Annotated in this window: 15 protein-coding genes; 8 read left to right on the top strand and 7 right to left on the bottom strand. The window is 68.3% G+C overall.

Going from position 1 to position 17,345, the window contains the following annotated elements:
* Positions 1-112 precede the first annotated feature (112 nt).
* Positions 113-1,369: an SPFH domain-containing protein gene (locus tag NV2_RS08385; RefSeq protein ID WP_067870988.1), complete on the bottom strand. Its 1,257-nt coding sequence runs from the start codon at positions 1,367-1,369 to the stop codon at positions 113-115.
* Positions 1,370-1,552: 183 nt separating this feature from the next.
* Between NV2_RS08385 and NV2_RS08390 the strand changes: the two genes are divergently transcribed.
* Both NV2_RS08390 and NV2_RS08395 read left to right on the top strand, forming a co-directional pair.
* Positions 1,553-3,112, top strand: coding sequence for an amino acid permease (locus tag NV2_RS08390; RefSeq protein ID WP_067870989.1), 1,560 nt, complete (start codon positions 1,553-1,555; stop codon positions 3,110-3,112).
* Between the two features lie 135 nt (positions 3,113-3,247).
* A complete protein-coding gene (locus NV2_RS08395; protein ID WP_067870990.1) occupies positions 3,248-5,692 on the top strand; it encodes a serine/threonine-protein kinase in 2,445 nt (814 codons plus the stop codon).
* 35 nt (positions 5,693-5,727) lie between these two features.
* Here NV2_RS08395 and NV2_RS08400 read toward each other — a convergent pair whose 3' ends face one another.
* Positions 5,728-6,093 (bottom strand): DUF1707 SHOCT-like domain-containing protein, encoded by a 366-nt coding sequence (locus tag NV2_RS08400; RefSeq protein ID WP_067870991.1) that lies wholly within the window; start codon positions 6,091-6,093, stop codon positions 5,728-5,730.
* 116 nt (positions 6,094-6,209) lie between these two features.
* On the opposite strand from NV2_RS08400, the gene NV2_RS08405 reads away from it, so the two are divergent.
* The 5 genes from NV2_RS08405 (at position 6,210) to NV2_RS08425 (ending at position 12,285) form a co-directional block, all read left to right on the top strand.
* Positions 6,210-6,944 (top strand): MerR family transcriptional regulator, encoded by a 735-nt coding sequence (locus NV2_RS08405; RefSeq protein ID WP_067870992.1) that lies wholly within the window; start codon positions 6,210-6,212, stop codon positions 6,942-6,944.
* Positions 6,945-7,102: 158 nt separating this feature from the next.
* Positions 7,103-7,621 (top strand): hypothetical protein, encoded by a 519-nt coding sequence (locus tag NV2_RS08410; RefSeq protein ID WP_157102806.1) that lies wholly within the window; start codon positions 7,103-7,105, stop codon positions 7,619-7,621.
* A gap of 143 nt (positions 7,622-7,764) precedes the next feature.
* The gene (locus NV2_RS08415; RefSeq protein WP_245662509.1) at positions 7,765-8,337 is read left to right on the top strand and encodes a dihydrofolate reductase family protein; all 573 of its coding nucleotides are present in this window, start codon (positions 7,765-7,767) and stop codon (positions 8,335-8,337) included.
* Positions 8,338-8,419: 82 nt separating this feature from the next.
* Positions 8,420-9,814, top strand: a complete 1,395-nt coding sequence (locus NV2_RS08420; RefSeq protein ID WP_067870994.1) for a LuxR C-terminal-related transcriptional regulator — start codon at positions 8,420-8,422, stop codon at positions 9,812-9,814.
* A complete protein-coding gene (locus NV2_RS08425) occupies positions 9,811-12,285 on the top strand; it encodes an ATP-binding protein (protein WP_067870995.1) in 2,475 nt (824 codons plus the stop codon). Before NV2_RS08420 ends, NV2_RS08425 begins: the two co-directional genes overlap by 4 nt.
* An 82-nt stretch (positions 12,286-12,367) precedes the next feature.
* Here NV2_RS08425 and NV2_RS08430 read toward each other — a convergent pair whose 3' ends face one another.
* On the bottom strand, positions 12,368-12,604 hold the full coding sequence (locus NV2_RS08430; protein WP_067870996.1) for a hypothetical protein: 237 nt from the start codon (positions 12,602-12,604) through the stop codon (positions 12,368-12,370).
* 146 nt (positions 12,605-12,750) lie between these two features.
* On the bottom strand, positions 12,751-13,707 hold the full coding sequence (locus NV2_RS08435) for an MBL fold metallo-hydrolase (RefSeq protein WP_067870997.1): 957 nt from the start codon (positions 13,705-13,707) through the stop codon (positions 12,751-12,753).
* Positions 13,708-13,808: 101 nt separating this feature from the next.
* Between NV2_RS08435 and NV2_RS08440 the strand changes: the two genes are divergently transcribed.
* Positions 13,809-14,222 (top strand): MerR family transcriptional regulator, encoded by a 414-nt coding sequence (locus NV2_RS08440; protein WP_067870998.1) that lies wholly within the window; start codon positions 13,809-13,811, stop codon positions 14,220-14,222.
* A gap of 13 nt (positions 14,223-14,235) precedes the next feature.
* Here NV2_RS08440 and NV2_RS08445 read toward each other — a convergent pair whose 3' ends face one another.
* The 3 genes from NV2_RS08445 to NV2_RS08455 all read right to left on the bottom strand — a co-directional run bounded on the left by NV2_RS08445 (position 14,236) and on the right by NV2_RS08455 (position 17,264).
* Positions 14,236-15,522 carry a sensor domain-containing diguanylate cyclase gene (locus NV2_RS08445; protein ID WP_067870999.1) on the bottom strand — a complete coding sequence of 429 codons (1,287 nt, stop codon included), beginning with the start codon at positions 15,520-15,522 and terminating at the stop codon, positions 14,236-14,238.
* 30 nt (positions 15,523-15,552) lie between these two features.
* Complete coding sequence (locus NV2_RS08450; RefSeq protein ID WP_084474239.1) at positions 15,553-16,356, bottom strand: SAM-dependent methyltransferase; 804 nt, start codon at positions 16,354-16,356, stop codon at positions 15,553-15,555.
* A 122-nt stretch (positions 16,357-16,478) separates the two neighbouring features.
* The gene (locus NV2_RS08455; RefSeq protein WP_067871001.1) at positions 16,479-17,264 is read right to left on the bottom strand and encodes a maleylpyruvate isomerase N-terminal domain-containing protein; all 786 of its coding nucleotides are present in this window, start codon (positions 17,262-17,264) and stop codon (positions 16,479-16,481) included.
* Positions 17,265-17,345 lie beyond the last annotated feature (81 nt).

A 17,345-nucleotide genomic window follows, 5' to 3' on the forward strand; every position in this document is an offset into this window, starting at 1 on the left:
CGATATCGTGTTCGTGCCGTCCGCCCCGCGGACTACACCCCGGAATGCCCGGGCGGTAGCCGTCGGCACCCGCCGTCGTGGAGCAATGCGGCCTGACGTCCGGCGGCGCCGGCTACGGACCGGCGGGTGTACCGCAGGCTCCGCAGAATCGGGCCGCGGGCACCAACTCATCTCCGCATGCCGTGCAGTGGCGTGGTTCGGCCGGCAGCCGCGTCCCGCAGTGCATACAGAAGCGTGCCTGCGCCGGATTCTCGTTGCCGCACGACGAGCACGTCGTGTCCGCCGGTGGACGGGAGGGTGCCGCCCCGGGCTGGGGTGTGGAGCGCGCGGGATCAGCGCCGCCCGCGGGTGCCGCGCCGGGTTTGCCCGACGTGGGCGCGTCGGCCGCGGCGGGTCGCTCGACCGGTGGCGGGCCCGCAGTATCCGAGCGCGTCGCGGCGGGGAGCTGTGCCGGCTGCTGCTGTGTCCCGAAGAGATTCGCCGGTGATTGCGGGGCCGGCGGCTGCGGGGCCCAGTGTGGCATCGGCTGTCCGTTCGTGTTCAGTGCGTTGAGACCCAGTGCGGCGCCGAGGAATCCACCTTCTGATCCGCCGTGCGACTGCGCCATACCCGCACCGGCGCCCAGCGCCATCTCGCCCGCCGCGTAGCGCTGGAAGTCTCCGGCGAGCCGAATGTAGGTGACGTCCTTGGCCAGTCGCTTGAGCCGCTCTGCGTCCTCCGGTGCGAGCGTGATGTCGAAATTTCCCATCCGCGAAATTCGCAGCCCGTATTCGTAGAGCGCGAGGTTGGTGCGCCGGATGACTTCGGTCTCGACGGACTGCAACTGCGCCGACAGGCCGAGCACCTGCCAGCTGCCCTCCGAAATGCCGTGTGACACGGCCATCTTCATCGACTTGAGCAGCAGGTCCGCACACCAGGACTGAACTGCGGCAGGATCTGTGAGATCGGTGGTACCGACGAGGGAGGTGAGCAGTTGTGCGGGGTCACGGATCGCCAGGGAGAATTCGCCGAAGGCGCGCAGTGTCACCACCTGCTCGCTGACCGGGTCGACGATATCGTCGAGCCGGCCGCCGAATTTGACGCCCGAGAACTCGCGGGTGGATACGAAATACAGTTCGGCCCGATAGAAGTTGTTCCCGGTGACCGTATCGACCAGGGCGCCGAGCACCGGCAGTTCGTCGGCGTCGACGCGATGCCGCCCGGGCCCCATCGAGGTGACGACCAGCCCGGATTTGATGAACAGCGCGATCTGGTCGGTATTGACGATGACCCGGCTGAAGCGGCGGATGTTGAGGTCGGGCCACTTGTAGACGAGCTGGTCTTTCCGGTTGTCCGGTACGACGATGAATTCCCGTTCGAACCAGGCCATATGTCCGCCCTCCCTGGCGTGGTTGCCGCTCTATCGTGCCGATACCTAGCGGTACGTTTCGGGACAAAGTATCGACACGTGCATTTCTGCTGTGTTACAACGTATCCCACCTATTGAACGTGCCGTTGAATGACGGTACATTGACCATAGATATGATCGCCGTCACCTGAAAGGTCCTCCGCTATGACCACTGTTCGACCTCCCTCGGAGGCGGCAGCACCTGTGGACGCGCTGCATGCCGAGGATGCGGGCTACCACAAATCGCTGCGCCCCCGGCAGTTGCAGATGATCGCCATCGGCGGCGCTATCGGTACCGGGTTGTTCCTGGGGTCCGCCGGCCGCCTGCACGATGCGGGACCGGGACTGTTCCTGGTCTACGCGGTCTGTGGAATCTTCGTCTTCTTCATCCTGCGCGCACTCGGCGAGTTGGTGCTGCATCGCCCCTCCTCGGGGTCGTTCGTCTCCTACGCTCGCGAGTTCTACGGCGAGAAGCTGGCATTCGGCGTCGGCTGGATGTACTTCTTCCACTGGTGTATGACCGGCATCGTAGACATCACCGCCATCGCGACCTATGTCCACTATTGGGGAGGTACCCGCAGCATTCCCCAGTGGGCGATCGCGTTGGTCGCACTGGCGATCGTGGTCGGCATCAACCTGATCTCGGTGCGCTGGTTCGGTGAACTCGAGTTCTGGGCGGCGCTGATCAAGGTTGTCGCCCTGGTCGGGTTCCTGATCGTGGGCGTGGTCGTGCTGGGCGGACGCTTCGAGGTCGACGGGCAGACCACCGGCTTCAGTCTGCTCAGCTCACACGGTGGATTGTTCCCGACCGGATTCCTGCCACTGGTCACCGTCACCACCGGTGTCGTGTTCGCCTATGCAGCAGTGGAATTGGTCGGCACCGCGGCCGGCGAGACCGAGAATCCCGAGAAGATCATGCCCCGGGCGATCAACTCGGTCATCGCGCGCATCGCACTGTTCTACGTCGGCTCGCTGGTGTTGCTCGCCCTGCTGGTGCCCTACACCGACTTCGATGCCAAGGAGAGCCCGTTCGTCACGTTCTTCTCGAAGATCGGCATCGACGGTGGTGGCTCGGTCATGAATCTGGTCGTGCTGACCGCGGCCTTCTCCAGTCTCAACGCCGGGCTGTACTCCACCGGCCGGATCCTGCGCTCGATGGCGATGAACGGCAGCGCTCCGTCGGTGGCTTCCCGGATGTCCGGTGCCGGTGTGCCGTATGTGGGCATCCTGGCCACCGGTGCGGTGGCACTGATCGGTGTCGGTCTCAATGCCCTGGTTCCGGACAAGGCCTTCGAGATCGTGCTGAACATCTCCGCACTGGGCACGATCGCGGCCTGGGCTGCGATCATCGTGTGCCAGTTGCAGCTGTGGCGCTGGTCGCGTACCGGGAAGGCCGAGCGTCCGGCTTTCCGTTTGATGGGAGCCCCGTATACCAGCTACGCGACCTTGATCTTCCTGGCCGCGGTGGTCGTCCTGATGGTCGTCGGTGAGGACGATGTGCCGCGCTACGCGGTGATCGCGATGGTGTGTGTGGTCTTCCCGCTGATGGTCGTGGGCTGGTTCATGGCGCGGCGCAAGGTGCTCGCCCTCGCCAGTGAACGGCAGGGCTACACCGGGCAGTTCCCGGTGCTGGCCGAACGTCCGCTACTGGGCGAGGAAGCCGAATCCGGTACCGGCGCCGAGCCGGGGGCGGACACAACGCAGGATCGGCCCGACGACCGATAGCGCGCACCCCCGGGCCCCGCTCCGATAGCACCGGAGCGGGGCTCTTCCCGTCGTTGGGGAGGGTGGGTGCACGAGGCCGAAAGGTGGGCCACGAGAATGAGACTTCGGTTCATCAGCGGTCTCGGGAGGTTTCTCATGCCGGATCGACCCGGTACGCCACTCCCACATCCATGGGCGAATCGCCGAATTCGCCGCAGTGAGGTGCCCGGCCCGGATACGCATCCGTGGGCTACCCGGCGCAACGGGACCGTCGAACCGTCGCAGCGCCTGCGGGAGGCGGCCCGGCCACCGGACAACGGCCCCGACACCGGCCCGGCCCTCCTGGACACCCCGGACGGCTCGGACCGGTTGGAGGACACGGGTGTCGATCGAGGGTTCGACGACGCCCTGCTCGGGCTCGACGACGAACTGCTCGAACTCGAGGCCGGCTCCGGTCGCAGCGCGCGTTCACGACCGGCTCCGCGGCGGCTCGGTGCGGGCCTGGTCGAGATGCCACGGGTGGCATCGGTGGACCCGCGATCGGCGGTGCTCGACGACCCCGAAGTGCCCGAGGCCAAACGTTTCTGCTGGAAATGCAATGCTGCGGTGGGTCGCGCGAGCGACTCCCGGCCGGGCGAGGTGGCCGGCGAGTGCGCGAAATGCCGGTCGCTGTTCAACTTCCGGCCGATCCTGGAACCCGGCGAGGTGGTTGCCGGACAGTACGAGGTCCAGGGCTGCCTGGCGCACGGCGGACTGGGCTGGATCTACCTGGCCGTCGATCGCAACGTCAGCGATCGCTGGGTGGTGTTGAAGGGCCTGCAGAACCCACAGGATTTCGAGGCGCACGTGGTGGCGCTCGCCGAGCGGCAGTTCCTGTCCGAGGTCGCCTATCCGGCCATTGTGAAGATCTACAACTTCGTCAAACACCGCTGCACCGGGCGCGACGTCGCCGACGGCTACATCGTGATGGAGTACGTGGGCGGGCAGTCGCTCAAGCATCTGCTCGACGAGCTCGCCCCGCAGCGGATCCCGGTCGCCGAGGCGATCGCCTACGTGATGGAGGTGTTGCCGGCGCTGGACTATCTGCATTCCGCAGGGCTGTCCTACAACGATCTCAAGCCCGACAACATCATGGTCAGCGACGACGAGGTGAAGCTCATCGACCTCGGCGCGGTGGCGGCGATGGAGTCGTTCGGCAGTATCTACGGCACTCCCGGATATCAGGCACCCGAGATCACCGAGACCGGGCCGACCGTCGCCTCCGATATCTACACCGTGGGCCGCACCCTGGCGGCCCTCGTACTGGTGCTGCGGCGCGACGAGCAAGGCCGGCAGCTGCCCGGACTACCCGACCCCGAGGACGAACCACTGCTGGCGCGGTATCCGGCACTGCATCGGCTGTTGTGCCGGGCCACCGATCCGGATCCGGCCCGCAGATTTCCGTCGACCTACTCGATGTACTGCCAGCTCACCGGGGTCCTTCGCATGGTGCTGGCCGCCGACACCGGTCTCGAGCATCCCCAGGTGTCGGTCGAGTTCGGCGCCATGCGTGGAGATTTCGGGGTCGAAACGCTGATCGGCCAGACCGACGGCATCGTCGACGGCCGGCCGCGAATGCCCGCCCTGGACGCACGATCGGTGGTGGCGGCACTGCCGGTGCCGTTGATCGACAGCACCGACCCCAGCGCCGACCTGATGTCGACGCTGCTGCACGCCGATCCTCGGCATGCGCTGGATTCGTTGCGCCGCATGCACGAACGGATCTCCGGCGGCGTGATGGAGGAGCCGGCGTCGTTCGAACTGGAGGGTGCGCTCACCGCGGTGCGGGCACACCTGGACCTGAACGAAGTGCCGGTTGCTCGGGCGCTGCTCCGGGAACTCGAGGTCGGCACCGGCACCGGCTACGAGGGTGACTGGCGGCTGCCGTGGTATCGGGGCATAGCCGACCTGCTCGACGGAGCCTTCGCTGCGGCCGCCGAGCAGTTCGGCTCCGTGCACGCCATGCTGCCCGGCGAGATCGCGCCCGCGCTGGCGCTGGCGGCCGCCGCGGAACTCGTGCTGCAGCAGCTGGAGGTTCCCGAGGAGGCGGAGCGGTGGCACCGCAGCGCCGTGGACTTCTACCGCGCCGTGTGGCACACCAATCACGGGGTGGTCAGTGCGGCGTTCGGGCTCGCCCGGCGGCGGGCGGCCGACGGCGCATTGCTCGACGCGGTCGCGGTCCTGGACCGGGTACCGGTGTCGTCGCGGCATTACGCGGTGGCCCATATGACCGGCGGCCTGCTGCTGGTATCGCGTCCGATCGCGGAGGTCACCGATGAGGATCTGGCTGCGGCGGCGGGGCGGCTGGCAGCGTTACCCGAGGAACCGCGGGCTCTGCAACTGCAGGTCGTGGTGGTGGGTGCGGCGCTGGAGTGGTTACGGGCCGGTGGGCTGCCGCGCGATCCGGACGCCACGCTGCTCGGCTTCGGCTGCACCGAACCGGGGCTGCAGCTGGGCCTCGAAGTGTCCTTGCGCGCGCTGGCGCGCACGGCGCCCGACCGCCTGCATCGTTACCGGCTCGTCGATCTGGCCAACCAGGTGCGCCCGCGCACTCGGTGGTGAGGGGCCGGGCGAGGGTGCGCGGCCGCCGTGGTGACTCAGGCGACGCCGCGAGCCCGCCACACCATGACCGCGACCGGTGCCGCGGCGATCAGTAACAGCCACAGCCAGTTTCCCGATGCCCAGGACGACACGATTGCGAACACGGTGATCGCACCGGCGAGAACGGTCAGGGACGGGAGCGGGTTGGCGGGTTCGGGTGCCGGCGGCGGATCGGGGGTGACGACGGGGAGATCGGTGAACAGGGCGGCCAGTTCGACCGTGGTGTCGGCTCGGGTGGCCAGCGCACTGCGCTCGTCGTATTCGTTCGCGCTCAATCTGCCGGCGCCCAGCTGCTGTGACAACTCCTGCAGTGCGCGCTCTCGCTCGGCGACGCTGGGGCGCGCGTCCGCCATATCGTCCATGCACAGCAGAATAAGTCCGTTGCCCTCCAACGGCGCAATCGAACCGCCGCGGCTGGGGAGCGCGGTACGGTGGCCGGTTCCGATTCGCTGGTATTTCGGTGTGGTTTCCTTGTTGTATGACAACCCGGCCCGAATACACCATCGACCAGCTCGCGCGCGAGGCCGGGACCACCGTGCGCAGCCTGCGGGTGTATCACGAGCGGGGTGTGCTGCCGCCGCCGCAGGTCAAGGGGCGTACCGGTTTCTACAGCCCCGAGCATCTGAACCGGGTGCGAACCATCAGCCGGCTGCTGGATCGCGGGATCAAGCTCAACGGCATCAAGGAATTGCTCAACGCCTGGGACCGCGGCGACGATCTCGGTGACGTCCTCGGTGTCGCCGGACCGGACAGTGCGGCCGAACCCGAGGCGAGCGACGGTGCGACGATCGCGGCCACCGAGCTGGAGCAGCGGTTGCGCGAGGTGCCCAATGGTCTGGCGCGAGTGGTCGCACTCGGTTTGTACGAACCGGTCGATGCCACCACCTACCGGGCGGCGGATCCGGTGTTGCTGCACGCGGTCGAGCAGCTCGCGGCCGCCGGCGTGCCGGAACCGGAGATCGTGAGTGAATTCGAACGCCTGGCCACCGAGTGCGATCGCATCGCCCGCCGTTTCACCGATCTGTTCCAGCGCACGATCTGGACCGAGTTCCAGCACGCCGAGGCGGGCCCCGAGGCGGTCGCGCGCCTGGCTGCGGGATCGGACGCGGTCCGCGCGGTACCGGTGCAGGCCGGTGCCGAGCTCATCGGCCGCTTCGTGAGCCGCTACCTCGAGCAGGACAGCGCGCTCGCCGAGGCACTCACGGACTCCTGAGCACTCACGCGACGGCATACGCGCGACCGACGTTCATCATCCTCCCCACCCCTGAGAATGCCAAAAATAACGTGCCGTTGAGTAGCGGTACATTGGTTGGTGTGGTCGATGTCTCGCCTGCATGACCGGCGAGCAACGAGATGAACGGAGATCTGCCGATGACTGTCACCACCTTCGCCCGATCCATTCGACGCTTCCTGCTGGCCACTGCGGTCGCCGCGACCGCCGGAGCGGCAGCCACCGCCGTGGTGGTGGCCCCCGCCGCCGCGCAGGCTCCGGGGCCGTACTGCCTGTGGGCCGGTGCAGCGTTCCCGCAGCAGACCTCGGTACGTGCGGGAGGAACGGAATTCCACTGCCACACAGACATGTTCGGCGCTGCGCGCTGGGATATCGGCGCCCGGTCCGGGGCCGGTGACACCGTGGCGAATCCGGGTGCCGTCCGCAATCCGGCCGGCCGGTTCAGTGCCGGTGCGCGACAGCCGGGCACCTCGTACAACGACTACTGCGTGGGTGGCCAGCTGATCCCCGGCGGCGAGGACGTCTACGAGGCGGTACCCACCTCCGGTGGACTGCTCTGGCGCGCGGCCGGTCCGATCTCGCAGTGGCGCTTCGAGGGTGCCGCACCGGAGCCGACCTGGCGTTCGTCCAGTCTGTGCCGAGACGGTGAACTGCTCTGAGCTCGAATATGAACGGCGCGAGTCCTCGAGAATTCCCGGGACGCGCGACTACTTAAGTAGGTGCCGCGCACGACTACCGATGCGTCCCTTCCTGTCGCGGGCAACAATGACAGCCCGGAAAGAATCGGCAGGATAGGTGAGCGATGGCTGGTGTGACACTGTGGATGCAGATGTCGCTCGACGGATACGCGGAGGGACCCGACCAGGAAGTCCACTGGCCGGTAGTGGACGAAGAGTTGTGCGAGGCCTTTCTGGACGAACTGCGATCGGCGGAGGTATTCGTCTACGGCCGCAAGACCTTCGAGATCATGGCCGAATTCTGGCCGTACGCGGACGCCGATCCGGCCATCTCGCCGTTCTACGTCGAATTCGCGCGGTGCTGGAAGCGCACCCCGAAGCTGGTGCTGTCGCGCACGCTTCGAGACCCGGGCTGGAACACCCGGGTGATCGCCGACGATCCGGCAGCGGAGATCGCCGCTTTGCGCTCCGGCGGGACAGGTCCCCTCTTCGTCTTCGGCGGCGCGCAGACCGCGTCGTACTTCCTGGAGCACGATCTGGTCGACGAGTACCGTCTGTTCGTTCACCCGCTGCTGCTCGGTGGGGGCGTACCGCTGTTTCCCGGGCCGCTGCACACCTCGGGCCTGCAGTTGGTCGACACCATGACCTTCGACAGTGCCGTGGTGCAGATGCACTACCAAGCGGGACAGGTGGCCTGAGGCGCCGAAATGATGCGCTGGTGACGAATTCGGGATTCGGCGAACCCGGGTGGGCTAACTTGTTCGTACTATGTCTCCGTCGATGCGTACCGGTGTGCTGCCCGCCACCAGTAGTGAATTCGTGGGCGGGCAGGCCCAGCGGCGGCGGATAACAGCGCTGATCGAGGGCGGAGCCCGGCTGATCACCGTGGTCGGTCCTGGTGGCATCGGGAAGACGCGGCTCGCGATCGAGACACTGCGTCGCGATATCGGAACGAGTGTGTCCCGGGTGTCCTTCATCGACCTCGACACCTGTCCGGACGTCGGCCCCGGAGCTGTGGCGGCCGGGCTGCGTGCCGTGTCGGACCGCAGCGGCGGGCGGCCGCACGTGCTGCTGCTGGACACCTGCGACCGGGCGGTGACCGCCCTCGCTCCCGCCCTCGCCGAAGTGCTGGAGGGTGATCCGGCGCTGTGTGTCGTGGCGACCGCGCGCGAGTCGATCGGCTGGCTCGACGAGAACCTCGTCCCGGTGCCGCCACTGGAATCGACAGAGGCGTTGCGGTTGTTGCGTATTCGCATGGCATTCACCGGTCTTGCGGAGGAGCAGGCCGACGACGCCACGCTGGCGCGCATCTGTCGCCACCTCGATCACAACCCGCTGTATCTGCGACTGGCTGCCGCCCGGTTGCGGCATCGTCCGGCCGCAGCGGTCTTGCAGGAGGTGAGCGGGGACGCCTACGACCGTCGCCTGTACTGGTCCGATACGGCGCGAGTGGGGATCGAGGCACGCCATCGCGACATCGGCTCCGCCATCGCGTGGTCGCTGCAGCACTGCGATGCGGCCGAGGTATTACTGCTGCAGCGGCTCTCGGTATTCGCGCACACTGCCGACGACCTCGGCGGGGCGGACCTCGATACGATCGCCGAGGTGTGTGCCGACCGAGAGCTGCCGGCCACCTCCATCGGTTCGGTACTGGATCGACTGGTGGAGCGGTCGCTGATCGCGGTGTGCCTGGACGGGTCGTCGGCACGCTGGTCGCTCGCCGAGAGCGTGCGCGTGTACGCGCGCACCCAGTTGCACCAGCGGGATCCGTACGAGGCGAACCTCCTTGCCGCGCGCCATCGCCGGGTGCGGCTGCGCGAATCCGCCCCTGGCTCGGTGCCGGCACTGCACCGTCCGCGCCGCCCGGCCCGTGGCGGGTCCGCAGGGCCCGAATCACCGGCGATACCGGCGGCAGGCTCCTGGGAGTCGTTGTCGTGCGCCGAACGTGAGGTGGCGCGGCTCGCCGCCGACGGGTGGTCCAACCGGGCCATCGCCGATGTCCGCCGCAGCTCGGTGCGTACCGTCGACGCGCAGCTGGCGGCGGTCCGCCAGAAGTTGCAGATCGGGTCCCGGGCCGAGATCGCCGGGTACGTGCCCGGCCGGACGGCCGAGCCGGCACGGCGTGAGATCCGCGAGCGGTCCGGTCACCGCAGACATCGGCTGGTGCCGCGGTGAGCGATCCGATGCAGGCGCGAGCACAATTCATCGGCCGCACCACCGAACTGCGCCGTGTCACCGAACTGGTGGCAGCGGGCAGTGCCCGGCTGATCACCCTGGTCGGTCCCGGCGGCATCGGTAAAACGACGCTGGCGACAGAAGTGCTGCGCCGGTACCGGCACCCCCGCCGCGATCAGGTGCTGTGGGTGCGGCTGGCGCGATTGGACGCCGGCTGTGGTGCCGACACCGTCGCCGAGGAGATCGTGCGGGCGGTCGCGCCGAGCGACTCGACCGGCCGCCGGGCCCGGGACTGTCTGTTCGACGCCTTCGATTCGCTGGATGCGCGTCGCCCGATCCTGGTATTGGACAACTGCGAACACGTCTTGCCGTCGGTGGCGCCGCTCATCGCCGAGATACTGACCAGGGTTCCTCGGGTGACGGTGCTCACCACGAGCCGGGAACCGATCGGATGGATCGACGAGCAGCTGATTCCGGTGCCCTCGCTCACCGGCGACCATGCGTTGACGCTGTTTCGCCGGCGCGCCGAGCTGACCGGCAATCCGGTTCCGGGCGGGGCCGCGGACCTCGCCGTGGCCGCCCGGATCTGCCGGCACGTGGACAACAATCCGCTGTTCATCCGGTTGGCGGCGGCACGGTTGCGCTACCGGCCCGCGGACGAGGTGCTGTCCGATCTCACCGGCGGCGACGGCGACGGACGGATGGAGTGGTCCTCGGGGGTGCGCGCCGGTGACGATCGACGGCACCGCAGCGTCGGCGATGTCGTCGCGTGGTCCTACGGCCTGTGTGATTCCGACGAACGGCTACTGCTGGAGCGGCTGTCGGTGTTCGCGGCCGGATTCGACCCCGGCGACGACAGTACCGGTTGCGGGGGAGTCGAATACGACGCCGTCGCCGCGGTCTGTGCCGATCACGAACTGCCGGAATCGTCGGTGGGCCCCGCCCTGCAGCGGCTGGTCGAGCGGTCACTGGTGTCGATCCGGATGTCGGCCACCTCGGTGCGCTATTTCCTGCCCGAAAGTGTGCGGGTGTTCGCCCGCAGCAGAGTGCGCGCGCGTGCGGACGCGACGTTGTCGTACGCCGGTCTGCAGGCCCGGCACCGGCGGTACTTCCGGGACAAGGTCGTGGCCGGGCAGTCGATGTGGTACGGCCCCGACGAGGTGCGCTGGATCACGTGGATCAGGTCGTCCTGGGACGATGTTTTGCTCGCGATGGAGACCGGTCTCGGCGCGGCCGACGAGGCCGCGGTCGGCCTGGAGATCGCCACCGTGGTGATGGCCTTGCGGATCCAGTTCATCACCGGCGCCAATCGTGCGGTGGCCGGCCTGACCGAGCGCGCGCTGGCTGTGATCGGTGACGATCCCGCACAGTCGCGACTGCGGATACAGGCCAAGTCACTGGTGGCGTGGCTTTCGCTGTGGCAGGGCAATATCGGCCACACCGGGCGCCTCCTGGACGACTGTGTGGCCGAATGCCTGCCCGATCCGGCATTGCGCCGGAACTGGCGAGAGCACACCGCCACCGATATCGGATTGCCGGTCCAGGTGGAGTTCACCCGGGGGCTCGAGCTGTATCTGATCCACCAGGACCCGCGGGCGATCGATGTGTTGTCCCGGGCGCGAGCGAAATTCGCGGCGGCGGGAGACCGTGGTGGCACGCAGCGCAGCGAATTGTTCACGGTGCTGGCTGCGGCGAGCCTGGCCGATCCCGCGGACGCCGAACTGCTGGTGCGGCGGCACCGCGACGACGCCGCTCGAACCGATGCCGGCTTCTCGGTGTCATGGGCCGATATCGCAATGCTGATTCTCACCACCCGCAAAGGGGATCCGGTCACTGCCGTGCGGCACGGCCGCAGCCAGGTGGCCGCGCATCTGGACAACGGTGACACCTGGACAGCGGGCTGGATCATCCACTTCAGCACGGTGGCGCTGGCGGCGATCCTGTTGCGGCGCCTCGAATCCGGTGAGCCGGTCGGCGCACTCGTCACTGCCGCCCGTGAGATCGCGTGCCTGCAGGGGGGAACTGCCACCTTGCACCGCTCGATGGGGATCGCGTCGGACCGGGTGCCCCTGGTCGCTACGGGATCCCGGGCGGCGCGCGAGGCGGCGAGCGCCGTGCTGGGGCAGCGCCGATACGACGAGGCGGTCGGGCGCGGGGCACAGCTGTGCCCGGAGCGACACGAACTGCTGCATTACTTTCTGGGGCGGCTGTTCATACCCGACGACGCCGTGGTGGTGACCGACGACCCACTGTGGCGGGAACTTTCGCCCGCCGAACGCGATATCGCGATACTGGTGGCCGCGGGCTGGACCAACAGTGCGGTGGCCATTCGACGCGGTACGTCGGTGCGCACGGTGGATGCGCAGGTCGCCGCTATCCGCCGCAAACTACACGCCGCCGATCGTTCCGCGGTGATCCACCGCATCCCGGGGGAGTTGCACGACCGGGTGCGACGGGAAGTGCGGCAGTAGCGGCCGACCTGCGCAGGGGTAGGAAACCGCCGGCACGGCGGTGGCCGGGGCCGGTGCCGCGGAGCGACGGCGGCCGCTGGAGTCAGCGGTTGCCCACGCGGTGACTGCCACCGGGAGATTCCGCGACGACGTGGCTTCCGCCCGGAGACTCGGCGACCGTGTGGCTGCTGCCGCGTCGCTCACCGACCGTGTGACTGGTGCCGCGGCTGCCGGTGTCGGGTGCGGCACCGGCAGCCGCGTTCACTGTCGCGGGCATCAGGCCGAGCGCACCGGTGATCGTGATCGCCACCAGCAGCCGTCTGTTCCGAAAGCCGTTCATCGCATACTTCCCTCGGCTCGTGCCCCGGATCGGCGCAGCGGGCCGGCGAGGCGAAACTTCAACGTACCGTCATTCAATGGCACGTTGAGTTCGTTAGAAAGGCTGGTGTTCCCGGGCGCGAGAAGGGGAGGGCCGGTGTGGAGCCGTCAGTGGTCGGCCGCCGCCGCGGGCGCTTCGCGATGCTCCAGCAGCGGCTGGACCGCGGCGTGATCGTGGGTCGGCACAATGGTGACCTGTGCCCGGGCGCGGTACAGGCGATGCAGGGTCCGGAAGGTCATCTCCCGATCGTAATCGGCGAAATTCCCTGGGTAAGCGGCCTTCTGGCGAATCGTGTCGATCTGCACGTGATGCCAGGCGGCATCTCCGGCCAGCAGTACCCACCCGCTGCGGGTGTGGGCGAGAATGCCGATACTGCCCGGCGTGTGTCCGGCCAGATCCACCAGCAGCACCGAGCCGTCACCGAACAGGTCGTGGCTCGCGGAGAAGGTCAGGACCGGCGGTCCGTCCAGATCGAACCCGACGATCGGCCGGTCCCGTAGTGCGTCGCGCACGCCGCCGACAGGAGCGACCGGCCCGGAGCTGATCCAGCGCTGCTCGACCCGGTGCAGGTGTACGGGCAGGTCCGGCAGGTCCAGCAGGCCGCAGACATGATCCCAGTGGGCATGGGTGGGCAGAGCGAAATCGAGCGGGCCGACGCCGGCTCGGTGCAGTGCGGTGACCGTGGCGATCGGCTGTGGTCGCGGTCGCATCGCCATCCGCAGCACCGCCGGGAGCTGCGCGATCGCCCGGGCCTCGACATCGAGGCAGACGCCTGGTTCGGCCACGAATCGCGCCTGCGGGTGTTCGATGACGAAGGAGGTCAGCGCGTTACCGACCTGCCGCGGCGTGAACGTCGCCTCCGCCACCACCGCGGTGGGGATCGCCCGGCGGACCTGGGGAAGTGCACGTACCGACACCGCCTCGCGCGGGGTGGGCAACCCGGCGTCGGTCAGGGAGGCCAGGAACCTCTGATCGGGGCGACGTGGGGCGAGCAGCCCTCGCGCGGAACCCACTGCTGCACCGCAGCATTCGAGCACGCTGGGCCGTTTCACCGGATCGGTCATATCGGTATGTCCGTTCTGTGATCACTGCGGGCGGCGGGGCTGTCACCCGCGTAGGGTGGCACCATAAAACTTCACGTCGACATGAAGTAAAGGCGCGCGAGATGGATGGTCTGAAGATCGGCGATGCGGCGGTACAGGTCGGGGTGCCCGCGCACGTGCTACGGCACTGGGAATCGGTCGGGCTCCTGCATCCGCCCCGCAGCGGTTCCGGGCACCGCGCCTACGATCGGCAAACCCTCGACCAGGCACGGCTGATCCGCACTCTGCAACGCACCGGGCTGTCACTGAGCCGGATCCGGGAACTCGGCCGCTCCGGCCGAGGCGACCGCATGGCGATGATCGCCGACGAGCGGGCCGAGCTGCGGCGGCGGATCGATCTGTTCGAAGACACCGACCGCTTTCTGGCCCACATCACCGAATGCCGCCATCCGATCATCGCCGAATGCCCGGAATGCTCCGGTTTCGCCGCCGGCCACGACCATGACGAACTCACCCACCGGACATTCGGCACCTGAGCCCGGGGGCCGGTTACATGCGCAGATGCGAGCGTCGCGACCGTGAGGCCTTGTTGCGGTACATCGCGGTATCCACCGCGTGCATCAGATCGTCCACCGCATCCGGGCGTTTGGTCACCAGCGCGGTGCCGGCCGAAGCGCCGACCGAGACGGACCGTCCGGCGACCGGTACCGGCTCGGTGAGGGCGGTGAGCAGCCGACTCGAGCGATCGGTCAGCTGCTCCTCGTCCGCGCACCGCTCCAGCAGCACGATGAACTCGTCGCCACCGATGCGTGCGGCCAGACCGACCGGGCCGGCCGTGCCGGCCAGGCGTTCGGCGACCACGCGCAGCACCCGGTCGCCGACGGTGTGACCGTAGTCGTCGTTGACGTCCTTGAAGCCGTCGAGATCGAGATAGCACAGGCCGAACGGCGGCTCGGCCCGGGCGAGCCGCTCGAAGAACAGCAGCCGGTTCGCCAGGCCGGTGAGTGCGTCGTGATGGGCGTCGTACCAGAGCTGGTCGGCCAGTGCCTTGCGCTCGGTGATGTCGACCGCCACCCCGATCAGGAAACGCACCTGGCCGTCGGCGTCGCGGACCACCGACATCGACAGGTCGATATCGGTCTGGTGTCCGTCCGGCCTGGTCAGCGAAGTCTCCAGGCGAAACCGGTCCAGTTCGCCGGTCAACAGCTGACCGAACTGGGAATAGGCCTCGCCGATATTCTCCCGCCCGAGTACGGTCGCCACCGGCCGGCCCACGATCACCTCACCGGGTACGCCGATCATCTCGGCGAATGCCGCATTGACGTCGCTGACCGTGCCGCTCCGCGCGTCGATGGTGCCGATACCCACCGATGCGCCCGCGAAGATCGCCGAGAACCGGGCCTCGGACAGCTGACGGCGTTGCTGTTCCTCCCGCACCGCCGCCAGCGCCGCACCGAGGGTGGTCTCCTGTTCGGCCAGCGCGGCGGTACGCAACGCGGCGGTGAAGCCGGCCGCGAATTCCCCCGCCACCGTGATCGCGCGCTCGCGCACCGCCGCACGATCCGGATGCGCCGGATCCGGGCAGAGATCGTCGACCATGTCCCGGCAGATCACCGAGACCGAGCGGCTCACCGCCGCCTCGTCGCGATAATTGGCCGCGACCAGCGACGAAGCGGCCATGCGTGCCGCCGCGATGCCGGCGGTACCGCGCAGGACGTCGAGCAGTTCCGCGCAGAGCCCGGCGAGCAGTGCTTCGATCCGGTTTCGGGTCAGCGTCGGTGCGACGACGCCGTCGAGCACGTCGGCCCATCTCACCGCCAGCTCTTGCGCACCCACCCGGTACAACCCCTGCCTGTCCTCGAATTCTCAGACCTTGTGGCCCACACCCGCCAAGCCCAGTGACCGTCCCGGCGTCTCATGATGGTCTCGTTCGGATTCCGGGCGCCACAAGGGTAGTTCGACCACTCCCGGCTCGACCATAGCCAGCCCGTCGAACATCTCGGTGATCGCCGCGCGATCGCGGAACCGGATGCCGATTCCGCTGGTCGCCTTCTCGCCGAGACGTGCCGCGTCGTCGGGACGCAACGCAGAGGTCACATGTGAGATCGCCACATAGCTGCCGGCTGGCACGGCTGCGCGCAACGCGGCGACCATGTCGCGGGGGCGTTCCTCGTCCTGCAACAGATGCAGGACCGCCACCAGCAGCACACCGATGGGCTGGTCGAAGTCGATCAGCCCGGGTTCGCGGGCGCGCGCGAGCAGGTCGTCGGGCTTGCGCAGATCGGCTTCGAGGGCACCGGCTCGCTCGTTGCCCTGCAGGATCGTCGCGGCGTGGGTGACCGCCACCGGATCGATGTCGACGTAGAGCACCCGGACCGACGGGTCGATCTCCTGCGCCACCTCGTGCACGTTGCCGGCGGCGGGGATACCGGACCCGATATCGAGGAACTGCCGGATGCCGGCATCGATCATGAACCGCACCGCGCGGCGTAGGAAGGCGCGGTTGCTCAGGGCCAGGCGCGGCAGATCCGGTACGAGTTGGCGACCGTAGGCGGCAGCTTGGCGGTCGACCTCGAAATTGTGTGAACCGCCGAGCAATGCGTCGTACATCCGCGCGGGACTGGCCCGATCCATGTCCACACTCTCGGGTGCCCACACTGGTCTGTCCACTGCCATCCCCTCCTACCGCTCGAAACCGGCGGCGCCGATCTTGTGAAACATCACTGTACGCCGTAGTCGCCGGGGGTGCGGGCACGTGCCGGGGTCCGCCGGCGGCCCACTGGAACCGACCGTCACACCAGTGTGATCGAATCCAGGACCCGGGCGCCCAGTTCGGTATCACCGGTGATCGCCACCGCGCCCGCGCGCCACGGCAGGCGGCGGGTACTCCACTGCGGGAACTCCAGTGCCAGGGCAGCGATATGGGCGCTCGCACCGGCGGCGATTCCGGGCCGGACTCGCAACCGCCCGCCGCGAACCTCGATCCGCCAGGTACCTCCGCCCGGGCCGGTCAACGTCAGTGCGACCGGAGCGTCGAGCCAGCTCAGAGCCTCGCGGTGGGAATGCTCGAGCAGGGTGGTGAGCCAGGTGAGCACCGAGTGCATCCGTTGCGGATCCGTCGGAGGCGGGGCCAGATCGAGTGCGGGTGCGATGTCGTGGCGCAGGTGGGTGTGCCAGTCGAACAGCAGCATGGCCGGTACCAGATCCAGCCGATACCAGCCCAACTCGCCCACCGGGACCCGGAGCGGGGCGAGGCCGGGCGTGGTGAGCAGGCGCAGCGAACGGGCGCCGCGCTCGGACCAGATGTCGAATTCCGGCAGCACGTATCGGGTGGTGTGCGAGCGTTTCCGGTCCACCAGCAGTTCGTTCAGCCGTTCCAGATCGCGAGTGGAGGCGACCGCGGCGGCGGTCGGAGTGAGCAGTGCCCGCGCGGTATTCGTCATATGGATCACCACTTCGGCCACCGACCAGCCGGCCGCGGCGCTGGGCGCGGCCCACTGCTGTTCGCTCAGCGTGCCGCAGAAGTCGAGCACGGTGCGGCGTTCCTCGCGCAATCCGGGCAGATGCTGCGAACTCATGGCATCCGAACGCTACCGGTTCGGGGCCCGGCGGCCAATGGGTACGGACGTTTCGGACACCGCAACTCGATCGGTGGCGCC

It is taken from the genome of Nocardia vermiculata NBRC 100427, from assembly GCF_001613265.1.
Lineage (GTDB): Bacteria > Actinomycetota > Actinomycetes > Mycobacteriales > Mycobacteriaceae > Nocardia > Nocardia vermiculata.

Bases quoted from the DNA above. Each gene is read 5' to 3' on its own strand.
- NV2_RS08430 (WP_067870996.1), bottom strand. From the start codon at position 12,604: ATGAACGGCTTTCGGAACAGACGGCTGCTGGTGGCGATCACGATCACC.
- NV2_RS08385 (WP_067870988.1), bottom strand. From the start codon at position 1,369: ATGGCCTGGTTCGAACGGGAATTCATCGTCGTACCGGACAACCGGAAA.
- NV2_RS08395 (WP_067870990.1), top strand. From the start codon at position 3,248: ATGCCGGATCGACCCGGTACGCCACTCCCACATCCATGGGCGAATCGC.
- NV2_RS08400 (WP_067870991.1), bottom strand. From the start codon at position 6,093: ATGGACGATATGGCGGACGCGCGCCCCAGCGTCGCCGAGCGAGAGCGC.
- NV2_RS08415 (WP_245662509.1), top strand. From the start codon at position 7,765: ATGGCTGGTGTGACACTGTGGATGCAGATGTCGCTCGACGGATACGCG.
- NV2_RS08440 (WP_067870998.1), top strand. From the start codon at position 13,809: ATGGATGGTCTGAAGATCGGCGATGCGGCGGTACAGGTCGGGGTGCCC.
- NV2_RS08410 (WP_157102806.1), top strand. From the start codon at position 7,103: ATGACTGTCACCACCTTCGCCCGATCCATTCGACGCTTCCTGCTGGCC.
- NV2_RS08435 (WP_067870997.1), bottom strand. From the start codon at position 13,707: ATGACCGATCCGGTGAAACGGCCCAGCGTGCTCGAATGCTGCGGTGCA.
- NV2_RS08390 (WP_067870989.1), top strand. From the start codon at position 1,553: ATGACCACTGTTCGACCTCCCTCGGAGGCGGCAGCACCTGTGGACGCG.
- NV2_RS08405 (WP_067870992.1), top strand. From the start codon at position 6,210: ATGACAACCCGGCCCGAATACACCATCGACCAGCTCGCGCGCGAGGCC.
- NV2_RS08420 (WP_067870994.1), top strand. From the start codon at position 8,420: ATGCGTACCGGTGTGCTGCCCGCCACCAGTAGTGAATTCGTGGGCGGG.
- NV2_RS08455 (WP_067871001.1), bottom strand. From the start codon at position 17,264: ATGAGTTCGCAGCATCTGCCCGGATTGCGCGAGGAACGCCGCACCGTG.